Below are 18,810 nucleotides of genomic sequence, written 5' to 3' on the forward strand. Positions count from 1 at the left end.
ATGAACAATTCCGCTCTTTCGACAGAGCTCGGCATCGTCATTATGCTCTGTATTCTCGCCGCATCACTTTGGATCCCGTACATAGTCGGGGTGAACAAACACCCTCAGACCGGCACCGACAGTTTTGCACGGCCACCCTCGCTCGACGGATTTCCGGAATGGGTGCACAGAGCGCATCGCGCGCATCTGAACCTGCTGGAGCAGTTGCTCCCGTTTGCGGTGCTGGTACTGATCATCGACCGGCTGGATGCCTATTCGACGGTCACCCTTTGGACTGCCATCGCGTTTTTCTGGCTGCGCGTGGCCCATGCGATCGGAATGATCAGCGGAAAGGCCCGCATGCCTCTGCGGCCCCTGCTCTTTTCAGCGGGCTGGGTGTGCTGTCTGATAATGGCAGGCGCAGCATTTACTGCATAGCAATCATCGCGCCCGGCGCGGTCACCCGCCTACGTAGGGTGTCGTGCCGGGGCGGTAAAAAATCTTCTGATTGTGCAGACGCCCCAGCAGTTCCTCGTTCTCGCGCTGATCTGTCTCAATCACGCCGATCGACTGAAGATCAGCCGGGTTTTCATCCGACAGCGCCCGGCGCATACGGCACAGTTCGCGTCCGCGCGCCCGCAGAGCTTCTTCAATCAGGTCCACATCATGGATGCTCAGGTCGAACGATTTGTTGTAACGCGGCATTTGATGTCCCCTTTTGGCTGGATATGTCGGATTTAACATAGGAAATGTCGCAGTCAACGTATTCTTAGGTATACAAACGCATAGTCATGCCCATTCGTGCTTGACACTTGACGCGCCCAGGGCGAAGAGCGCGGCACCATAACCCGCAACCGGGCGTCTCGTAGGCGCCAAACCGACGAGGAGTGCCCCAGATGGCCCAGATTTCTCTTACCTTTCCCGATGGCAATTCGCGTGCATATGACGCCGGCGTAACCGCTGGTGACGTGGCAGCCAGTATTTCGACCTCGCTCCGGAAAAAAGCGATCAGCGCGACTGTGAACGGCGCGCATTATGATCTCGCCTGGCCTATTGACGCGGATGCGACCATCGCGATCCACACCATGCAGGATGAAGAACAGGCAAACGAACTGGTACGCCACGATCTGGCGCACATCATGGCCCGCGCGGTGCAGGAGATCTGGCCGGACACCAAAGTCACCATCGGCCCGGTCATCAAAGACGGCTGGTACTATGACTTTGACCGGGCTGAGCCGTTTACTCCGGAAGATCTCGGCCTGATCGAAAAGAAGATGAAGGAAATCATCAACAAACGCGAGCCTGTGACCACCGAGGTCTGGGACCGTGCGCGGGCGGTTCAGTATTACACTGACAACAACGAGCCCTACAAAGTTGAGCTGATCGATGCGATCCCGGGCGATGAGCCACTGCGGATGTACTGGCATGGCGACTGGCAGGACCTGTGCCGTGGCCCGCATCTGCAGCATACCGGCCAGGTCCCCGGTGACGCGTTCAAACTGATGTCCATCGCCGGCGCCTACTGGCGTGGCGACAGTGACCGCGCGATGCTGCAGCGGATCTATGGTGTGGCCTTTACCGGCAAGGAAAAACTGCGCGCGCATCTGAACATGCTGGAAGAGGCCGCCAAACGCGATCACCGCAAGCTGGGCCGCGAGATGGACCTCTTTCACATGCAGGAAGAGGCCCCCGGACAGGTGTTCTGGCACCCCAACGGCTGGCGCATCTATACCACTCTGCAGGATTATGTCCGCCGCAAGCAGCATGCGGGTGGTTATGTTGAGGTGAACACCCCACAGGTCGTGAACCGTAACCTTTGGGAAAAGTCCGGCCACTGGGAAAAATACCAGGAGAACATGTTCATCGTCGAGGTCGAGGAAGAGCACGCACGCGAAAAGGCCGTGAATGCGCTGAAACCGATGAACTGCCCCTGCCACGTGGAAATCTTCAAACACGGGTTGAAATCTTATCGCGATCTGCCGCTGCGGATGGCCGAGTTTGGCTCCTGTGCGCGGTATGAACCCTCCGGCGCACTGCACGGGATCATGCGGGTGCGCGGTTTTGCACAGGACGATGGTCACATCTTTGCTGAGGAAAACCAGATCGGCAGCGAATGCGCCCGGTTCATCAGCTTTCTGACCGATGTCTACAAAGACCTCGGGTTCGAGAGCTTTTCGGTGAAGTTCTCGGACCGCCCCGAGACCCGCGCGGGATCAGATGAGGTCTGGGACAAGGCAGAGGAAGCCCTGCTGAGCGCGACCCGTGCGGCGGGCATTGAGCCTGAGATGAACCCGGGCGAAGGTGCTTTTTACGGGCCGAAACTGGAATTCGTGCTGACCGACGCCATCGGCCGCGACTGGCAGTGCGGCACCTTCCAGGTCGACTTTGTTCTGCCCGAGCGTCTGGATGCGACTTACATCGGCGCCGACGGCGGCAAACACCGGCCGGTGATGCTGCACCGCGCGACCCTGGGCTCATTTGAGCGGTTCATCGGCATCCTGATCGAAGAGCATGCCGGCAAACTGCCCTTCTGGCTGGCGCCGCGGCAGGTCGTAGTAGCCTCGATCATCTCGGACGCGGATCCTTACGTGCACGAGATTGTTGACGCCCTTCGCGACGCAGGTGTGCGGGCTGAAGCGGACGTACGCAACGAAAAGATCAATTACAAAGTCCGTGAGCATTCTGTCGGAAAAGTGCCTGTGATCCTGGCGGTCGGAGCCCGCGAAGTTGAGGAACGCACTGTGACGGTTCGCCGTCTTGGTGAGAAGCAGACCAGCGTCCAGCCACTGGACGATGTAACAAAACAGCTGGCTCTGGACGCGACAGCGCCCGACCTGTTGTAACATTGCCCGCGGGCAGATCTGTTCCCGGCGGCCGCGAGGGACGGTTTTGTAACATTACCGCCCCGAAACGCCGCGTTTCCTGACATTTTGGTAAGCCCTCGCTAACGCGTATGTGACACACAGGCTCGTGAGTGGTAACTTCGCGGGCATAGCCCTACCTATACACCACGAGTGGCCACGATGGCCGGTAACAAGGGAAAAAACACATGTCGAACACAATGAAATCCGTTGCAATCGCAGGTGCCGTCGCTGCCGCGCTGGTAGGTCACAGCACAACAACAGCTGAAGCCGCAGCCAAGGAAAAGTGCTATGGCGTTTCGCTGGCAGGTGAAAACGACTGCGCCGCGGGCCCGGGCACAACATGCGCCGGCACGTCCACAGTTGACTACCAGGGCAACGCCTGGACACTGGTCGACGCAGGCACATGCGCCGAGATCGAACTGCCTGCAATGGCGGACGGTACAGCACGCGAAGGCTCCCTCGAAGAGCTTAGCCGCGACCTGCCGGCCTGATCCGGCGCCTTAGGCTTCCGGCACAGGCGGCAGATGCCGCCTGACTGCCCCAGATTTCTGTACCCGAACAACCGACAGGAGACTTCCTGTGCTGGACAACTCCCCCCGCTTTGAACGGTTGCCTGACGCACCAGGTGTTGGGTACAAACCGCAGCATTTCACCGATCTGATGAGCGATCCGGACCCTGTGACATGGGTCGAGATTCACGCCGAGAACTACATGGGTTCCGGTGGGCGTCCGCTGGCACAGCTGCGCAGCCTTGCCGAAAGCTTTGCAGTATCTGTGCATGGCGTCGGGCTCAGCATCGGCGGCGAAGGCCCGCTGGACCAGGACCATCTGGCACGGCTGAAAGACCTGACAGGATGGCTCAAACCCGCGAGCTTCTCGGAGCATCTGGCGTGGTCAACGCACGGCGCGGAGTTCCTGAATGACCTGCTGCCCCTGCCCTACACCAATCAGACGCTGGACACCGTCTGCGCACATATTGACGAAGTGCAGACAGCACTCGGGATGCGCATGCTTCTTGAAAACCCTTCAAGCTACCTTGCGTTTGAGGAAAGCAGCTGGGATGAAACGGGATTTCTGGCTGAAATCGTCCGGCGCACCGGGTGTGGTCTTCTGCTCGATGTGAACAACGTTTTCATCTCTGCCACCAACCTCGGGTATTCGCCGCAGGGCTACATCGATGCATACCCGCTTGATGCAGTCGGCGAGATACACGTCGGCGGTCATGATGAAGACACTGACGACCATGGCGCACCACTGCTGATCGACAGTCACGGCAAGCCCGTTGCAGACCCCGTCTGGTCCCTTTTGTCGTACACGCTTGCGAAAACCGGCCCGCGCCCTGTTCTTGTTGAATGGGACAATGATGTACCGGAATGGCCTGAACTGCAGGCCGATGCGCGCCGCGCAGCTGACGTGTTGCAACCGGTAAAATGACCGTTTCCCAGACAGAATTCCGCGCTGCATTGCTGGATGCAGACAGGGATGTGCCTGCCGGTCTTCAGGATGCGCAGGCAGGACCGGCCGGTGCACGGTTTTCTGTTTATCGCAATAACGTGGTCGTTTCTCTTTCCGAAGCACTGGCCACAGCTTTCCCGCTGGTACGCAAACTGGTTGGCGCGCAGAATTTCGGCCAGCTGGCCGCGCTCTATGTCCGCAGCCATCCGCCAGTGTCTCCGCTGATGATGTATTATGGCGAGAGCTTTCCGGATTTTGTCGCCGGTTTCGAACCTCTGGCGCATATCGGCTACCTCGCAGACTGCGCGCGCCTCGATCTGGCACTGCGCAGATCCTATCATGCCGCCGATGCACCACCGCTGGATCCGGACGTTCTGCAGACCGATCCGGAAACACTGATGGCACTGCGGCTGCGTCCTGCGCCATCAACTGTCTGGCTGCGCTCCCGCTGGCCACTGTTTGATCTCTGGCGTTTCAACAATGTTGCCGACGCGCCGAAACCTCAGGCCGTTGCTCAGGATGTCCTGATCACCAGGCCCGGGTTTGATCCCACGCCCCACCTCATGCCCGAAGGCGCTGCAACCTGGATCGAAGCCCTGTCACAGGGGCAGACACTTGGCGATGCCCATGCCGCGGCTCAGACAGACCTGCCAACATTTGATCTCGCAGCTGCACTTTCACTCACACTACAGACGCAGGCGTTCACAACGCTGGTATGACCGCCCGAACAAAGGACTGAAGAATGATTGCCCTATACACATCTGTCACCGATCGCCTCTCGCGGGCGGACTGGCTTCTTTCGAGCCTCGCACGGCTGATTTTCGCAGCGACGCTGCTGCTGTATTTCTGGGTTTCCGGTCTGACCAAGCTTGGAGACGGTATCGGCGGCCTGTTCTCGCCTTCGGTCGGTGCTTATGCGCAGATCTTTCCCAAAGCCATGGAAGCTGTGACATACGATGTCACTCAGCTGACAACGTTTCACTGGGCCGTCGTCGTTGCCGGCACATGGGCTGAGTTTATCCTGCCTGCGCTGATCGTGATCGGCCTTTTCACCCGGCTCTCAGCTCTTGGTATAATCGGGTTTGTGATCGTACAGTCCCTTACTGACCTGTTCGGTCATGGCGGTCTGGAACACAAAGAAACTCTCGGCGCCTGGTTTGACCGGTTCCCCGACAGCGTCATCCTGGATCAGCGCGCATTCTGGGTGTTTCTGCTTCTGGTGCTGGTGATCAAAGGCGCTGGCCCCCTGTCTCTCGACGCGGCCTTTCGCCGCAAGCCAGAAGCCTGAAAACCCGGCTTACGCCACCCCGAGCGACGCCCTGGTTTCAGGGGTCCAGCCCAGATAGAGCGTTGATCCATCATCGATCAGCGGCCGTTTCATCAAAGCAGGATAGCGCCGGAGGAGTTCAGCCTTCGGCGCTTCCCGTTCAGCCTCATCAAGCCCGCGCCATGTTGTTGAGCGTGTGTTTACAAGCGCTTCGCCGAACTGCGCCAGCGCCCGGTCCAGCAGATCAGCAGGCATACCATCGGCACGCACATCCACCAGTTCCGCCCCTGACAGGGACTTCAGCGCCTTGCGGCAGGTATCACAGTTTTTAAGCCCGTAAAGATGCACAATTTGTCCTCAAACAGGTGTCAATTCTGGCAGGAACCGGCACAGTTCCGACCGCTTCCCCTTGATTTTCAGAGACAACGAGCAATGTCTAGGGTGTGGAACGATTGTGGAATGCAAAGATCGTTTCTCAAATTCAGCCGCACCGTCCACCCGGTGCAGCACAAGTGGAAAGGAGGCACGGAACAATGCCTACTGGCACCGTGAAATGGTTTAATACGACCAAGGGCTATGGATTTATTGCGCCCGAAGAAGGGGGATCTGACGTTTTCGTCCATATCTCCGCTGTAGAAAGATCTGGGCTCACAGGCCTTGCCGATGACCAGAAAGTAAGCTTCGAGCTGACCGAGGGCCGTGACGGCCGTCAGATGGCCAGTGACCTGAAGCTTCTCTGATGATCCCCGGTCGCCGGCGCACGGCGGCCTGACACCCCTGACCGGAATATGACGGTCGCCGCTGCCTGCGGCGGCTGCTTCTGTGGGTGACAAGGCCGCCAAATGTTCCTTTCACCCGGTCAGGTCATTTCGCCCCGCAGTGATGAATATCCGCGAAACCGTACGCGACCAGCCTCCTGCCGGTCTGTCAGGCGATAGTCAGGGCAGCGGTCAAGCAGGCGGGAAAGCGCGATACGTCCCTCCATGCGCGCCAGTGTCAGACCAACACAGACATGTGGTCCCCCGCCAAACGCAAGATGACGGTTCGGCGAACGTGTGATGTCAAACGTACGCGCATCATGAAAAACGCCAGGGTCCCTGTTCGCGGCACCGATGCACAAATGCAGGTTCGTCCCGGCCGGAACGATTGTGCCCTGAAATACCGCCTCCTGTGTTGCGACCCGGTTGCCAAACTGGTTCGGGGACCTGCATCTGAGAACTTCCTCGATCGCACCGTCGATAAGATCTGGCGTCCTGCACAACGCATCTCGCTGCGTCGGGTGATCAAAAAGCAGCCCCAGCGCACTGCCGATCAGGTTGGTGGTCGTTTCGTGACCGGCATTCAGAATGAAAATACAGTTATGTATGAGCTCTGACGAAGAAAGCCGCCCCGTTTCATCACCATCGATCAGCCGCGTCAGGACGTCCGTTTCCGGATCGCCGGGATGCGATCTGCGCCGCGCAATAAGATCTGAGAGATATTCTGCAAAGGCCGTGACGGCGTCGTTGCCACGCATCTGCTGTTCCGTCGACAAGACAGGTTCCAGAGCCCCTAGTATGCTCAGGGACCAGTCCCGCAAGGGAGCACGTTCGTCGGGAGGGACATCAAGAAGATTGCCAATCACTTCAATGGGGATACGGGCTGCAAAATCAGAGATCAGATCCGGCGCGGCGGGCAATTCATACAGCAAGCGGTCGACAGTTGCGATCAGGCCAGGCTCCATCCGCTGAAGTGCCCGGGGCGTCAGCGCCGAGGACATGATCCGCCGGACACGCGTGTGTAGAGGCGGGTCATTGAACACGAGGCTGGTCGTATGGTGCTCATACAGCGGCGTGCTTTCGCCGAATTTAGGCGCAAAGACTGCCTTCTTGTCCGACACAAAACGCTGCGTATCCCGGTAGACGGTCATCAGATCAGCATGGGACGACAGAATGACTGAGCCGTCCGGTTGCGGACACACCGGCTGACGGGCCAGAAGCTGATCATAATACGGCGCGGGGTCCGTATGAAAATCCGAAGGCAGGTCCGTCAGGTCAAGCATCGTGAAATCTGTCCGGGCCGAAAGGTGCAGGCAGGCTGAGACGCTGCGGCACCCCTCTCAAACATGACCCGAAATTGCCCAATTGATTTCCTCTTTGCGCCCTCTCCCGCATCTAAACACCATTTTCAGTAAGTTTGTAACGATTGCCCGGAGAGTTTTCCCGTGTTTTTCACCAGTTCTGCGCATGTTGCGCACGCCCCACTGCCGGCAACGCTGAAAAGGTTCGTCAGAAATCAGAACGGGAGTGTCACGTCCGAATTCGTCGTGGTCTCAGCTCTGATTATCAGCCTTGCTGCCGGCGTGCTGGAAATGACCTCAAACGGCACGCAGGTTCTGGCCGAAAAGGTTGGCGAGGAAGTATTGACCGAGCGCGACCCATCCGGCGGGCGAGATCGCCGTCGCCCTGCGCAGGGGGGCTACAGTCCGGTCGACGACGGTGCTCATAAATCTACCAGTGGAGCGAGGGATACTGCATCAACCGGCACAACGTCGTCCGGAAACGGCAGTAGCGCGTCAGGCGGCTCCAAAGACAACACCAGCAAAAAGGCTGACGAAGATAAGGCTTCTGCGCCTGATACGGCAGCGGAGAACCCCTCCGACACCGCAAAAGAACCTGCAACCAAACCCTCCCAGAAAGACAAAAAGCCGGAAAAAACAGCCGGTTCGAAGAAAGCTCAGAAGAAAAAATCCGGGTCAAGCGACTCCGCTGAAGCCGGCGAACCCGGAGACGAGGTCGTCGCAGAAAACGAATACGATCCGTCATGCTACAAAAAGAACGGCAAGCTCAGAAAACGGTGCCGCTGAACACCATCAGGCACGTTGTATCCTGATCAGCTCGCGCAACGTGCAGGCCGGGTCTTCTGACCTGACCGGCATCTGGCGGACTTCGCGCCAGTCCAAAGGATCAAAGTCGGGAAACACGGCGTCAGGTTCCGGCACAACCAGGTCAACCTCCGTGATAAGCAACCTTTGCGCATGCGGCATCAGATCCTGATAGATTTTCTGCCCCCCGGCCCCATAGATCCTTGTGTAACCTGCCTCGTAGCACGCAGCCACGGCGCCGACAGGGTCGGAAACCACCATGTCCGCCACGCTTTTGTCACGCGACACCACACAGTTCAGTCGTCTGGGCAACGGCCTGACCGGCAGGCTTTCCCAGGTGTTCCGCCCCATCACCAGCGCGCCACCAACGGTTTCGCGCTGAAAAAGCCTCAGATCTTCCGGCGCATGCCATGGGATTTCGTTGTTCCGGCCGATGGCACCATTCCGCGCCCGCGCCACAATCAATGTCAGCATATCAGACAGCCACAGGCGCTTTTATCGCCGGCAGAGGATCATACCCCACAAATTCAAAGTCATCGTACCGGAAGTCAAAAATGGATTTCACCTCTCTGGTCAGCCGGAGCGTCGGCAGATCACGCGGCGTGCGTTCGAGCTGTGTCTGGACCTGTTCCATATGGTTCGAATAGATATGGGCATCCCCCATCGTGTGGACGAAGTCACCCGGCTCATAGCCAGTGACATGGGCCAGCATCACCTGAAGAAGCGCATAAGATGCGATATTGAACGGCACACCGAGGAACATGTCAGCAGAGCGCTGGTAGAGCTGAAGATGGAGCTTGCCGCCAATGATCCGCACCTGCCACAGCGTGTGACAGGGTGGCAGCGCCATCTGATCCACCTCGCCGGGGTTCCACGCAGAGACAATCAGCCGGCGGCTGTCAGGTGTCTCGCGTATGGCCTCGACCAGATTGCTGATCTGGTCGACTTCTCCGATCAGAACCCGGGCCTCAGCGTCGTCCGTGCGGGATACTTTGGGGAAATGACGCCACTGATGCCCATAAACAGGGCCGAGATCACCGTTTTCGTCGGCCCATTCGTCCCAGATGGACACACCATTCTGCTGCAGATACCGGATGTTTGTGTCACCGGAGAGAAACCAAAGAAGTTCGTAAATAATCGAACGCAGGTGCAGTTTTTTGGTCGTCACAAGGGGGAACCCATCGCTGAGCGGGTATCTGCACTGAAGACCAAAATACGAGGTCGTCCCGGTACCGGTCCGGTCGGACGATTCGGTGCCATGATCCAGAACCATGCGCAAGGCATCGTGATACTGCTGCAAAATTATCTCTCCTGCGAAATCAGGCCGGGCGGCTTTCAGATTCATGCCCATGCGTCAGCTTTACCGGATTATTTTTCCAAGGCAAAGCAGGAGCGCACAGGTCTCTTCACGATCGCGCGCCGGTGGGTGGCAACCGCCGCCACACGTGTTAGGTTTTGTATGGAATTCACAAAAATACGGGAAAATTTCCATGTCACTGAAGTATCTTCACACAATGGTCCGCGTCAAAAATCTCGAGGACTCGATTGCCTTTTACAAACTGCTCGGGCTGGAGGAAACGCGCCGCCACGAAAGCGAGGGCGGTCGGTTTACACTGGTTTTTATGGCGCCTCCGGGTCAGGAAGAATGCCCCGTGGAGCTGACGTACAACTGGGATGGCGATGACGGGTTGCCGTCGGACAGCCGTCATTTCGGGCATCTGGCGTACCGCGTCGGCAATATCTATGAGGTGTGCCAGCATCTGATGGACAACGGGGTAACAATCAACCGTCCGCCGAGAGACGGCCACATGGCCTTTGTCCGCTCACCGGACAACGTTTCCATCGAACTGCTTCAGGAAGGTGACAACCTGCCCCCTGCAGAGCCCTGGTCCAGCATGGAAAACACCGGACATTGGTGATCTGGTCAACCCTGACAGGCGCCATTCTTCTGGGCGCCGCGGCAGCAGAGGCTTCTGAGTGCCGGCTGGCGCTCGTCATGGCAATGGATGTATCCAGTTCGGTCGATGCCGGAGAAGATGCCCTTCAGCGCGGTGGTCTTGTTGCCGCGCTGACCGCGCCGGAAGTTGTGAGGGCCTTTTTTGCCAGCGATGTCCCCGTAGCACTGGCAATTTTCGAGTGGTCGGGGCGCTACAACCAGGAGCTGTTGCTGGACTGGACATTGATTGACGGGCCCGCAAAGCTGGTCAGTGTTGCCGAGACCGTCGCCGCCAGTACACGCAGCCACAATGATTTTCCGACAGCGATGGGATATGCACTGGGATATAGTGCAGGTCTTCTGGAACGCGGCCCTGACTGTCTTTACCGGACAATCGACATAGCCGGTGACGGTCAGAATAACGAGGGGTTTGGCCCTGAACAGGCGTATAAAGCCTTTCCGTTTGAAGGCGTTACGGTCAACGGGCTCGTCGTCAATGGCGCGGATTTTGAAGCAGAGACCGGTCTCATTGCCTTTTACAAAGCCGAAGTGCTGCATGGCCCGGGTGCCTTTATCGAAATTGCTCAGGGGTTTGACGACTACGAGCGCGCGATGCGACGCAAACTTGAGCGCGAAGTCACGCCACCGGTCATCGGGCTGGCCGGAAAGGTTGCGCCGGGAGGATAAGCGATGCGGCCTGAGTTCGTTGCACTGTGCCTGCTCTGCGCAACTGCGCACACCAGCAATGCGGCGTGTCGCCAGGCGCTGGCGCTCGGGCTGGATGTCTCCGGTTCTGTCGACCTGCGGGAATACAGATTGCAGATCGACGGGCTGGTGACAGCGCTCAACAATCAGGAAGTTGCTTCTCTGTTACTGTCAACGCCTGCCGCGCCCGTGTCCATTATTGTCTATGAATGGAGCGGACCCGATGATCAGGTCATCCTTGTGCCCTGGACGGAGTTGCGCAACGCAGACGACCTCAGGCAGATCAGCGTAACACTGTCGCGTACTGAGCGTCGCGCCAGCAATCCGGGCACCGCGCTTGGCACAGCGATGAAGACAGGCGCGTCGCTTCTCGGACAGAAAAGTCACTGCTGGAAACGGACGCTGGATATTTCTGGGGATGGCAAGTCCAACCTCGGACCCCGCCCCCGTGATGTCAAAGAAGCACTGTCAGAACAGGGCATTACAGTTAATGCACTTGTCATCGGAGCTGACGCACCGGCATCGGGTGACAGACGCCAGCAGGAACTGGGCGAGCTTTCGTCTTATTTCCGGGCCGAGGTCATAACCGGCCCGGACGCTTTCGTGCAGACTGCAATCGGGTTCGAGGCATATGCAGACGCCATGACACTGAAAATAAAACGCGAACTGGATGGAATTGCGATCAGCGAGCTTCAGTAGATATAACGGATCTGGTCGGACCAGTAGCGTTCCATACGCTTCAGAGACGACGTAATGTCATCAATGCCCGCCGGACCCAGCACGCCTTTGTCTTCAAGCCCTTCGGCATGCCGTGAAAACAGCGTCGAAACCACATCGCGGATTTTGCGCCCCTTGTCTGTAAGGCGCACACGCACCGACCGGCGGTCAATCTCGCAGCGCTGATGGTGCATATAGCCCATTTCGACCAGCTTTTTCAGGTTGTAGCTGACGTTACTGCCCTGGTAGTAGCCACGGCTTTTCAGCTCTCCCGCAGTGACTTCATTGTCGCCAATGTTAAACAGCAACAGTGCCTGGACCGCATTGATCTCAAGCACACCAACCCGTTCGAACTCATCCTTGATCACATCAAGCAGAAGCCGGTGGAGACGCTCCACCAGCGAAAGGGCTTCAAGATAACTGATCATGAACCCCTGGTTCTGACCGCCTTGCGGCAGGTCTGTCTGGATCTGATCCTGGATACTCATACACGCGCTCCGATTCATTCTGATTTGCACAGAAATTGAGACGGAAACGCCAATATTTCGTTAAAAACATGAAAAACCAGCGTGCGCTGGTTTCAGACGTGCGTTCCAGGCAGCTGTCCGATGATGCGCTCGATCATCGCCTGATAGGGATCGGGTGCTGGTGCCTGCCCGCTAACCCACTGGTATAGATCGTGATCATTCTCACTGAGCATGGCGTCATAAAGTGAGAGATCATCATCGCTCATCCCATCAAGACTGGTTTCAGCAAATTGTTGCAGGATGAGATCCATCTCTTTGATCCCACGCCGCATAGACCGCATCTTCAGCCGTTTCAGACGATGCTCATGCAGTTCCGTCATGGGCCTCGGTCACCAGTGTCTGACGGAGTTTCTTTTCGAGGCGTCCAAGTTGCTCAACACGCGACAGCATGTCGGCGCGCAGATCGCGAATCTCGTTCAGGATATCCGCCGAGCTTGCTGAAAGCTCGCCTTCGTTGCCGGGTGCGTCCAGACCGACACCTTCGCCGTTGATCAGCCACATCATCGAAACATTCAGAAGACCGGCCATCATGGACAATCTGTTCGCCCGCGGCTCGCTCAGGTCATTTTCCCAGGCGCGCAGCGTCGCGACGCGGACACCCAGCCGGCGTGCGAGTTCGCTCTGGTTCATACCTGCCGCCTCGCGGGCTGCAGCCACCCTGTCACCGAAAGTCGCCGTATCAGGTCCGTACCAGTCCTGGAAATCGTCCATTCTGAAGTCTCCTTGTCTGTTATCGCGCTTGATACATGCCGGGATGGCCCCTAACAATGCGCCTCAGTCCTATCAACCAGAGGCCGACATGGAATTGCTTTCTGCGACACTTGCGCGTGTCAAACCGTCCCCGACCATTGCTGTCACAACCAAAGCCGGTGAGCTCAAGGCTGCAGGCCGGGATGTTATCGGGCTTGGTGCCGGGGAACCGGACTTTGACACACCGCAGAACATCAAAGACGCCGCTGTCGCGGCAATCTCGTCCGGTAAGACCAAATACACCGCCGTGGACGGAATTCCAGAGCTTAAGCAGGCAATCTGCGATAAATTCGCCCGCGACAATGACCTGACTTACAAGCCATCTCAGGTCAGTGTGGGCACAGGTGGTAAACAAATCCTTTACAACGCACTGATGGCGACGCTGAACCCCGGCGAAGAAGTTGTCATCCCGGCTCCTTACTGGGTCAGCTACCCGGATATGGTCCTGTTGGCCGGCGGTGAGCCTGTCATCGCACCAGCGACCCTGGAACAGGATTTCAAGCTGACACCCGATGCGCTTGAGGCTGCAATTACGCCAAAAACCAAGTGGTTCATCTTTAACTCCCCCAGCAACCCAACCGGTGCCGGTTACAGCCGGGAAGAGCTTAAAGGGCTGACGGACGTCCTGATGCGCCATCCGCACGTCTGGGTGATGACAGACGATATGTATGAACATCTGGCCTATGACGACTTCGAGTTCTGCACGCCGGCGCAGGTGGAGCCGGGACTTTATGACCGGACACTGACCGTGAACGGTGTGTCTAAAGCCTATGCAATGACCGGATGGCGGATCGGGTATGCCGCTGGTCCGGAAAAGCTGATCGCGGCAATGCGGAAAATCCAGTCCCAGAGCACGTCAAACCCCTGCACCATCAGCCAATGGGCCGCAGTCGAAGCGCTGAACGGCACACAGGATTACATCGCACCGAACAACGAGATGTTCGTACGCCGCCGCAATCTGGTGGTGGATATGCTGAATGCCATTGATGGTATCACCTGCCCCAAGCCTGAAGGCGCGTTTTATGTTTATCCGTCGATTGCCGGGCTGATCGGTAAAACCTCGGCGGGTGGTGCAGTCATCGAGAACGACGAAGCCTTCGCGACGGCCTTGCTGGAAGAAACCGGCGTTGCGGTTGTATTTGGTGCGGCCTTTGGTCTGAGTCCGAATTTTCGCGTCAGCTATGCGACCTCGGATGAAGCGCTGACCGAGGCATGCACCCGGATCCAGAAATTCTGTGCGGCGCTGACCGGTTGAAGACCCTTGCGACCGGCATCCGCGCCGGTCGTATCCCGAACCCGACACTTGCTGCTATTGGATCTCAGGTCAGTGGCGAACTGAGCTGCCACGGGGGCTTGTAGGAGCCTGCGCATACGGAACAGCCTGATCCCGTAATACCGGGATGGCAGTCTCCGGGAAGTGCTCGAATCCGGGGCAGCCTAGAGTCCCGAAATTCCCGCATAACGGGAAGAATCTCCATGTTGTTCGCGACACCTAAAAACTGCCGTAAAATGAAGAGTATTCGGACAGCACCCCCGTCTTTGTGAAGGCCAGCAGCCCCGGAAACCGTAACACTTTGAAAAGTAATCGATATCACAGGAAATCTGCCGCTTCATTTCCCGAGGTCCCTGCGGGGCCGCGCAGATTTCCTGCGGAGCCATCGTTTCCGGATTAAAGCTTTGTTGAATGTTTTGCGCGCCAGTATGTCGCAGTTTTAACAGTTCCGGGAAATTTCCAAAATGTTCCATCTCTCCAGAATGACAGCTTTCGCTGCCGCGCTGTGCGTTGCTGCACCGCTGGCCGCCGATCAGGGCGTGTCGGACGATACAATCAAACTGGCCCAGGTCGCCGCAATGGAAGGCCCGGCTGCGGCACTCGGCACCGGCATGCGTCAGGGTATGCTGGCTGCATTTGAAGAAGCCAACCGCGCTGGCGGCATCAATGGCCGTATGATCTCGCTGACGAGTATTGACGATGGCTATGAGCCCGACCGCTCCGTGGCCGAAGTCCGGACCATTATCAGCGGTGACGACTATCTCGCGCTGGTGGGGCCCGTGGGAACACCAACCACAAAAGCCACACAGCCCATTGCCACCGATGCGGGTATGCCGATGATCGCTCCGTTTACAGGTGCCGGTTTCCTGCGTGCGCCGGAACTCGACAACGTAATTAACGTCCGTGCAACCTATGACGCGGAAACACAGGCCTGGATCGATCACCTTGTGGACGTCGAAGGCATGACAGACATCGCTATTCTGTATCAGGACGACGGTTTTGGCCGCGTCGGGCTTTCCGGAGTCACCAAAGCGCTGGAAGCCCGTGGCATGTCTCTGGTTGCTGAAGGCAGCTACACGCGAAACACCGTTGCTGTGAAATCCGCCCTGCTGGAAATCCGCAAAGCAAAACCGCAGGCGATTGTGATGGTCGGCGCGTATAAGCCACTGGCAGAGTTCATCAAACTGTCCCGTAAGATGAAAATGGACGCAACGTTTGTGACGATTTCATTTGTGGGCTCCAAGGCGCTGGCAGCAGAGCTGGGTGCCGACGGCGAAGGGGTGATCATCAGCCAGGTGGTTCCGCAACCCTGGGACACAAACCTGCCCATCGTTGCTGAATACCAGGCTGCTCTGAGCGCGCTCGATGCTTCTGCGGAGCCCGGTTTTGTTTCGCTCGAAGGTTACGTCGCCGGACGCCTGACCATTGAAGGGCTGCGCAACGCAGGTGCAGACCTGACGCGCGAAACATTCATGGCTGCGATGAACAGCCTGGGAACCGTGGACTTCGGCGGTATGACCATGACCTTCGGCGCTGGTGACAATCAGGGGTCCGAGGATGTATTCCTTACCAGGATCGAGACGGACGGATCCTTCACCGCAATGTCTCCCGGCAGCTAAAACGCCCCGGTCCGTCCGGGTTACAGCCGGGCGGACCGAACACAACCCCAAATGAATTTCTGACCGGAAAGTATTCGTCATGAAAAATCTGGCATCACGCCTCTTTGGTTCCGTACTCGTTCGCCTGGCGCTGATTTTTGGTGCACTCGCGGCAACCACGACAGCAGCGATTGTTGTCAGCTGGATCGTTTTTCAATCTATGGCGACGAATATGACCGTCCTGTCAGACGAGCGCCTTCCTGAACTCAGGGACAGCGCATCAGTGGTCTCAGTGGCTGACCGGTTGAGAGGCCTCCTCTCAGACCTGCTCATCGCGTCAGAACCCGAAGACCTGAAATCGCTCGATTTCAAAACGCAACTTGTACTCGAAGACATACGCAACGCGGCTTCGGCCTTTGAGCCCGGTAAACAGGAAGATCTGTCAGCAAAAATAGATACGGTGGAAACCGCGCTTGCGAACCTCAGAAGCGCACGCGACGCTGAATTTCAGAGCGTGGAAGGCGTGGCAAACGCTGTCGCCGCAGCACTGGAACGCGCCAACACCGCTACTGGTCTGCTCGCTGAAACATCCGACAGTGCCTATTTCGACCTGATCATTGGTGGCGAAGACACAATCTCAGACATCGATGCGACCCTGACGCAACTGATAGAAGAGGACTTTGCGCTATATCAGTCGGCTTTGTCAGTGCGTGCAGAAGTCAACCTGATCTCAGGTCTGGCTCTTGGCATGACCCAAACCCGGGATACCGCTATCCGGTCGATCCTTGCGGATCTTGGCAATGCCGCGGATGACAGGTTGTCAGGCCTGCTTCCCATTATCGCTAAAGCACCTGCAACCGAGGAAGTTGCAACGCTTGTTGCACGGTCTCAGCAGGAATATCGAAAGGCATTCGGACCAACGGGAAGACAATTGCGGCCTTCTGACATTCTGTCCCTTCGTCAGGAAATCGATGCAGCGCTTTCCTCTTCGATGGACGATATTTATTTTGAACTGGTCATCAACAGTGACGATGCTAAAACCAATAATTCGGAAGCGATTCAATCGCTTCTCGATGACCAGGTGGCGCGCATTAGAACGCAGGCGACATTGGATTCCGCTGTTCAGTCGTTCTTCTCGTCAGCGATGCAGACCGCCTTGTCACGGGACGCTACTGAACTGGCACAACGCGCGGACGGTTTGCGTGTAGCAGGTCAGCGCCTGCTCGACGCAAAAAGTGGCGTCGACCCTGAAATCGCTTCGCCACTGGATGCCATTCTCGACATAGCAGATGCCGAGACAGGTATCGTGGCAATCCGGGCAGCTGCCTTTGATGCGCAGGCCAATGCGATGGATGCAACAGCTGTCGCGGCAGAGGCGGTGCGGGATATCTCGCTTGCGGTCAGCGAATATGCCTCCGCTTCCCAGAGCCAGATCGAGGCTGCAGCAGCACAGCTGAACTCCGAAGTTGCCTCTGCAAGGTCCAACCTGCAACTGATCGGTTTGCTGAGCGCCGCAATCGTCGCCGCAGCCCCTCTCTTGATATGGGCTATGGTGACCCGTCCTCTGAACAGTGTAACGGCGGTAACGGAACGACTGGCAAAAGGCGATCTTTCTGAAATCGAAAATGCGTCCCGTTACAAAGGCGAGATCGGCAGACTGGCGCGAGCCCTTGAAGTTTTCCGGAACGGTGCTCTCGAACGGCTGCAGATGCAGGAAGAAGAGAAAAAACGCGAAGCTGAAATGCGCGAAGCCGAGCGCAAGGCGGAGCAGGCCAAGCGCGACGCCGAAGAAAAGGAACGCGAGGCCGAAGCCAGACGGGAAAAGGAACTTCGTGAACGCGAGGAAGCAGAACGCGCAAGGGACGAGAAAGAACGCCAGGCGCGGGAAGCGGAGCGCGAAGCCCGCACCCGGGAACAGGAAACAGTCGTCGGCGAACTTGCTTCCGGTCTTCGCAAACTGTCGTCGGGTGACCTGACGCATCTGATCCGTGCGGAGTTCCCGGACGAATATGCTGCTCTGAAAACCGACTATAACATGGCTGTTGAAAACCTCTCCGACCTCGTGCGTCGTATCGGGGCAAGTGCCGGCACTATTGACACCAGCAGCGCTGAAATCGCGTCATCTGCACTCGATCTGTCGCGCCGCACTGAGAATTCTGCTGCTACTCTTGAGGAAACAGCCGCTGCGCTCAATGAGCTGACCAGCAGCGTTTCGTCAGCGGCAAAAGGTGCAACTGACGCGGCCGGCACGGTTGAAAGGGTCAAAACCGACGCGGAATCCAGCGAGACCGTGATGCGGGACGCTGTGGCGGCCATGGGAGAAATTGAGAGCTCGTCGGGTGAAATTGCCAAGATCGTTGAAGTGATTGACTCAATTGCGTTCCAGACCAACCTTCTTGCGCTCAACGCGGGTGTGGAAGCGGCGCGTGCCGGTGATGCCGGCAGGGGATTTGCTGTCGTCGCATCCGAAGTGCGTATTTTGGCGCATCGCTGCTCCGAAGCAGCGTTGCAGATCAACGAACTGATCACTGTTTCAACCGGCCATGTCGAAAAAGGTGTCACTCTTATGGATGATACCAAGGAAGCACTTGGGCAGATTCTCAAGGGCATCGTCGACGTGTCGCAAAACGTATCGGACATTGCGCTGTCGGCCTCAGAACAATCGAGTGGCATTGCAGAAATCAACACTGCGGTCGAAGCACTGGACCGGGGCACGCAACAGAACGCGGCTATGTTCGAAGAGACCACCGCAGCCAGCCAGTCGCTCACGGCTGAAGCGTCTCACCTGTCTCAAACCATCTCAAGCTTCCGGGTGGCGGACGGTGAAATACCGGACGAACAATTCCATCAGGACAGCGACGCCGCCTGAAACACTG

Annotated in this window: 22 protein-coding genes; 14 read left to right on the forward strand and 8 right to left on the reverse strand. The window is 57.5% G+C overall.

Translation table 11 applies throughout. The features are described 5' to 3' along the window. Positions 1 to 417 (forward strand): MAPEG family protein, encoded by a 417-nt coding sequence (locus tag AB4K19_RS12790; protein ID WP_375228726.1) that lies wholly within the window; start codon positions 1 to 3, stop codon positions 415 to 417. Positions 418 to 438: 21 nt separating this feature from the next. Here AB4K19_RS12790 and AB4K19_RS12795 read toward each other — a convergent pair whose 3' ends face one another. After that, on the reverse strand, positions 439 to 684 hold the full coding sequence (locus AB4K19_RS12795; protein WP_375228727.1) for a hypothetical protein: 246 nt from the start codon (positions 682 to 684) through the stop codon (positions 439 to 441). Between the two features lie 191 nt (positions 685 to 875). On the opposite strand from AB4K19_RS12795, the gene thrS reads away from it, so the two are divergent. The 5 genes from thrS (at position 876) to AB4K19_RS12820 (ending at position 5,586) form a co-directional block, all read left to right on the forward strand. Then, entirely contained in the window at positions 876 to 2,822 is a 1,947-nt protein-coding gene (gene thrS / locus AB4K19_RS12800) for a threonine--tRNA ligase (protein ID WP_436397835.1), read from the forward strand. A gap of 206 nt (positions 2,823 to 3,028) precedes the next feature. Then, positions 3,029 to 3,334, forward strand: a complete 306-nt coding sequence (locus AB4K19_RS12805) for a BufA1 family periplasmic bufferin-type metallophore (protein WP_375228728.1) — start codon at positions 3,029 to 3,031, stop codon at positions 3,332 to 3,334. An 88-nt stretch (positions 3,335 to 3,422) separates the two neighbouring features. After that, positions 3,423 to 4,277, forward strand: a complete 855-nt coding sequence (bufB, locus tag AB4K19_RS12810; protein ID WP_375228729.1) for an MNIO family bufferin maturase — start codon at positions 3,423 to 3,425, stop codon at positions 4,275 to 4,277. Continuing rightward, complete coding sequence (locus AB4K19_RS12815) at positions 4,274 to 5,017, forward strand: HvfC/BufC family peptide modification chaperone (protein WP_375228730.1); 744 nt, start codon at positions 4,274 to 4,276, stop codon at positions 5,015 to 5,017. Before bufB ends, AB4K19_RS12815 begins: the two co-directional genes overlap by 4 nt. 23 nt (positions 5,018 to 5,040) lie before the next feature. After that, positions 5,041 to 5,586, forward strand: a complete 546-nt coding sequence (locus AB4K19_RS12820) for a DoxX family protein (protein WP_375228731.1) — start codon at positions 5,041 to 5,043, stop codon at positions 5,584 to 5,586. A gap of 9 nt (positions 5,587 to 5,595) precedes the next feature. On the opposite strand, the gene AB4K19_RS12825 is transcribed toward AB4K19_RS12820, so the two are convergent. After that, on the reverse strand, positions 5,596 to 5,913 hold the full coding sequence (locus tag AB4K19_RS12825) for an ArsC/Spx/MgsR family protein (RefSeq protein ID WP_375228732.1): 318 nt from the start codon (positions 5,911 to 5,913) through the stop codon (positions 5,596 to 5,598). 185 nt (positions 5,914 to 6,098) lie between these two features. Between AB4K19_RS12825 and AB4K19_RS12830 the strand changes: the two genes are divergently transcribed. After that, entirely contained in the window at positions 6,099 to 6,305 is a 207-nt protein-coding gene (locus AB4K19_RS12830; protein ID WP_298838868.1) for a cold-shock protein, read from the forward strand. 119 nt (positions 6,306 to 6,424) lie between these two features. On the opposite strand, the gene AB4K19_RS12835 is transcribed toward AB4K19_RS12830, so the two are convergent. Continuing rightward, entirely contained in the window at positions 6,425 to 7,606 is a 1,182-nt protein-coding gene (locus tag AB4K19_RS12835) for a cytochrome P450 (protein ID WP_375228733.1), read from the reverse strand. A gap of 300 nt (positions 7,607 to 7,906) precedes the next feature. On the opposite strand from AB4K19_RS12835, the gene AB4K19_RS12840 reads away from it, so the two are divergent. Then, positions 7,907 to 8,410 (forward strand): hypothetical protein, encoded by a 504-nt coding sequence (locus tag AB4K19_RS12840; RefSeq protein WP_436397840.1) that lies wholly within the window; start codon positions 7,907 to 7,909, stop codon positions 8,408 to 8,410. Between the two features lie 6 nt (positions 8,411 to 8,416). Here AB4K19_RS12840 and AB4K19_RS12845 read toward each other — a convergent pair whose 3' ends face one another. Both AB4K19_RS12845 and AB4K19_RS12850 read right to left on the reverse strand, forming a co-directional pair. Next, positions 8,417 to 8,902, reverse strand: a complete 486-nt coding sequence (locus AB4K19_RS12845; protein ID WP_436397842.1) for a dihydrofolate reductase — start codon at positions 8,900 to 8,902, stop codon at positions 8,417 to 8,419. A gap of 1 nt (position 8,903) precedes the next feature. Next, positions 8,904 to 9,728, reverse strand: coding sequence for a thymidylate synthase (locus tag AB4K19_RS12850; RefSeq protein ID WP_375230892.1), 825 nt, complete (start codon positions 9,726 to 9,728; stop codon positions 8,904 to 8,906). Between the two features lie 190 nt (positions 9,729 to 9,918). Here AB4K19_RS12850 and AB4K19_RS12855 point away from each other — a divergent pair, with 190 nt between their 5' ends. From AB4K19_RS12855 to AB4K19_RS12865, 3 genes are all read left to right on the forward strand, one after another. Further along, positions 9,919 to 10,347 (forward strand): VOC family protein, encoded by a 429-nt coding sequence (locus tag AB4K19_RS12855; RefSeq protein WP_375228736.1) that lies wholly within the window; start codon positions 9,919 to 9,921, stop codon positions 10,345 to 10,347. 77 nt (positions 10,348 to 10,424) lie between these two features. Beyond that, a complete protein-coding gene (locus AB4K19_RS12860) occupies positions 10,425 to 11,051 on the forward strand; it encodes a DUF1194 domain-containing protein (protein ID WP_436399543.1) in 627 nt (208 codons plus the stop codon). Positions 11,052 to 11,054: 3 nt separating this feature from the next. Continuing rightward, the gene (locus AB4K19_RS12865; RefSeq protein ID WP_375228738.1) at positions 11,055 to 11,768 is read left to right on the forward strand and encodes a DUF1194 domain-containing protein; all 714 of its coding nucleotides are present in this window, start codon (positions 11,055 to 11,057) and stop codon (positions 11,766 to 11,768) included. Here the strand turns inward: AB4K19_RS12865 and AB4K19_RS12870 are convergent. The 3 genes from AB4K19_RS12870 to AB4K19_RS12880 all read right to left on the reverse strand — a co-directional run bounded on the left by AB4K19_RS12870 (position 11,762) and on the right by AB4K19_RS12880 (position 13,024). Next, entirely contained in the window at positions 11,762 to 12,274 is a 513-nt protein-coding gene (locus tag AB4K19_RS12870) for a MarR family winged helix-turn-helix transcriptional regulator (RefSeq protein WP_375228739.1), read from the reverse strand. The genes AB4K19_RS12865 and AB4K19_RS12870 overlap by 7 nt on opposite strands. Before the next feature lie 92 nt (positions 12,275 to 12,366). Next, on the reverse strand, positions 12,367 to 12,633 hold the full coding sequence (locus AB4K19_RS12875) for a succinate dehydrogenase assembly factor 2 (RefSeq protein ID WP_375228740.1): 267 nt from the start codon (positions 12,631 to 12,633) through the stop codon (positions 12,367 to 12,369). After that, positions 12,617 to 13,024, reverse strand: a complete 408-nt coding sequence (locus AB4K19_RS12880) for a helix-turn-helix domain-containing protein (RefSeq protein WP_436397845.1) — start codon at positions 13,022 to 13,024, stop codon at positions 12,617 to 12,619. Before AB4K19_RS12880 ends, AB4K19_RS12875 begins: the two co-directional genes overlap by 17 nt. 88 nt (positions 13,025 to 13,112) lie before the next feature. Here AB4K19_RS12880 and AB4K19_RS12885 point away from each other — a divergent pair, with 88 nt between their 5' ends. The 3 genes from AB4K19_RS12885 (at position 13,113) to AB4K19_RS12895 (ending at position 18,803) form a co-directional block, all read left to right on the forward strand. Then, the gene (locus AB4K19_RS12885; RefSeq protein WP_375228742.1) at positions 13,113 to 14,318 is read left to right on the forward strand and encodes a pyridoxal phosphate-dependent aminotransferase; all 1,206 of its coding nucleotides are present in this window, start codon (positions 13,113 to 13,115) and stop codon (positions 14,316 to 14,318) included. Between the two features lie 482 nt (positions 14,319 to 14,800). Beyond that, positions 14,801 to 15,955, forward strand: coding sequence for an ABC transporter substrate-binding protein (locus AB4K19_RS12890; protein ID WP_375228743.1), 1,155 nt, complete (start codon positions 14,801 to 14,803; stop codon positions 15,953 to 15,955). 79 nt (positions 15,956 to 16,034) lie between these two features. Beyond that, positions 16,035 to 18,803, forward strand: coding sequence for a methyl-accepting chemotaxis protein (locus AB4K19_RS12895; RefSeq protein ID WP_375228744.1), 2,769 nt, complete (start codon positions 16,035 to 16,037; stop codon positions 18,801 to 18,803). Positions 18,804 to 18,810 lie beyond the last annotated feature (7 nt).

Origin of the sequence: Roseobacter phycocola (assembly GCF_042055075.2) — a bacterium.
Classification (GTDB): Bacteria; Pseudomonadota; Alphaproteobacteria; order Rhodobacterales; family Rhodobacteraceae; genus Roseobacter.

Excerpts from the sequence above, each read along its gene's own strand:
- thrS (WP_436397835.1), top strand. The coding sequence starts at position 876 with ATGGCCCAGATTTCTCTTACCTTTCCCGATGGCAATTCGCGTGCATAT.
- AB4K19_RS12875 (WP_375228740.1), bottom strand. The coding sequence starts at position 12,633 with ATGACGGAACTGCATGAGCATCGTCTGAAACGGCTGAAGATGCGGTCT.
- AB4K19_RS12865 (WP_375228738.1), top strand. The coding sequence starts at position 11,055 with ATGCGGCCTGAGTTCGTTGCACTGTGCCTGCTCTGCGCAACTGCGCAC.
- AB4K19_RS12805 (WP_375228728.1), top strand. The coding sequence starts at position 3,029 with ATGTCGAACACAATGAAATCCGTTGCAATCGCAGGTGCCGTCGCTGCC.
- AB4K19_RS12790 (WP_375228726.1), top strand. The coding sequence starts at position 1 with ATGAACAATTCCGCTCTTTCGACAGAGCTCGGCATCGTCATTATGCTC.
- AB4K19_RS12890 (WP_375228743.1), top strand. The coding sequence starts at position 14,801 with ATGTTCCATCTCTCCAGAATGACAGCTTTCGCTGCCGCGCTGTGCGTT.
- AB4K19_RS12845 (WP_436397842.1), bottom strand. The coding sequence starts at position 8,902 with ATGCTGACATTGATTGTGGCGCGGGCGCGGAATGGTGCCATCGGCCGG.
- AB4K19_RS12860 (WP_436399543.1), top strand. The coding sequence starts at position 10,425 with ATGGCAATGGATGTATCCAGTTCGGTCGATGCCGGAGAAGATGCCCTT.
- AB4K19_RS12855 (WP_375228736.1), top strand. The coding sequence starts at position 9,919 with ATGTCACTGAAGTATCTTCACACAATGGTCCGCGTCAAAAATCTCGAG.
- AB4K19_RS12830 (WP_298838868.1), top strand. The coding sequence starts at position 6,099 with ATGCCTACTGGCACCGTGAAATGGTTTAATACGACCAAGGGCTATGGA.
- AB4K19_RS12820 (WP_375228731.1), top strand. The coding sequence starts at position 5,041 with ATGATTGCCCTATACACATCTGTCACCGATCGCCTCTCGCGGGCGGAC.
- AB4K19_RS12880 (WP_436397845.1), bottom strand. The coding sequence starts at position 13,024 with ATGGACGATTTCCAGGACTGGTACGGACCTGATACGGCGACTTTCGGT.
- AB4K19_RS12885 (WP_375228742.1), top strand. The coding sequence starts at position 13,113 with ATGGAATTGCTTTCTGCGACACTTGCGCGTGTCAAACCGTCCCCGACC.
- AB4K19_RS12795 (WP_375228727.1), bottom strand. The coding sequence starts at position 684 with ATGCCGCGTTACAACAAATCGTTCGACCTGAGCATCCATGATGTGGAC.
- AB4K19_RS12835 (WP_375228733.1), bottom strand. The coding sequence starts at position 7,606 with ATGCTTGACCTGACGGACCTGCCTTCGGATTTTCATACGGACCCCGCG.
- AB4K19_RS12815 (WP_375228730.1), top strand. The coding sequence starts at position 4,274 with ATGACCGTTTCCCAGACAGAATTCCGCGCTGCATTGCTGGATGCAGAC.
- AB4K19_RS12895 (WP_375228744.1), top strand. The coding sequence starts at position 16,035 with ATGAAAAATCTGGCATCACGCCTCTTTGGTTCCGTACTCGTTCGCCTG.
- AB4K19_RS12870 (WP_375228739.1), bottom strand. The coding sequence starts at position 12,274 with ATGAGTATCCAGGATCAGATCCAGACAGACCTGCCGCAAGGCGGTCAG.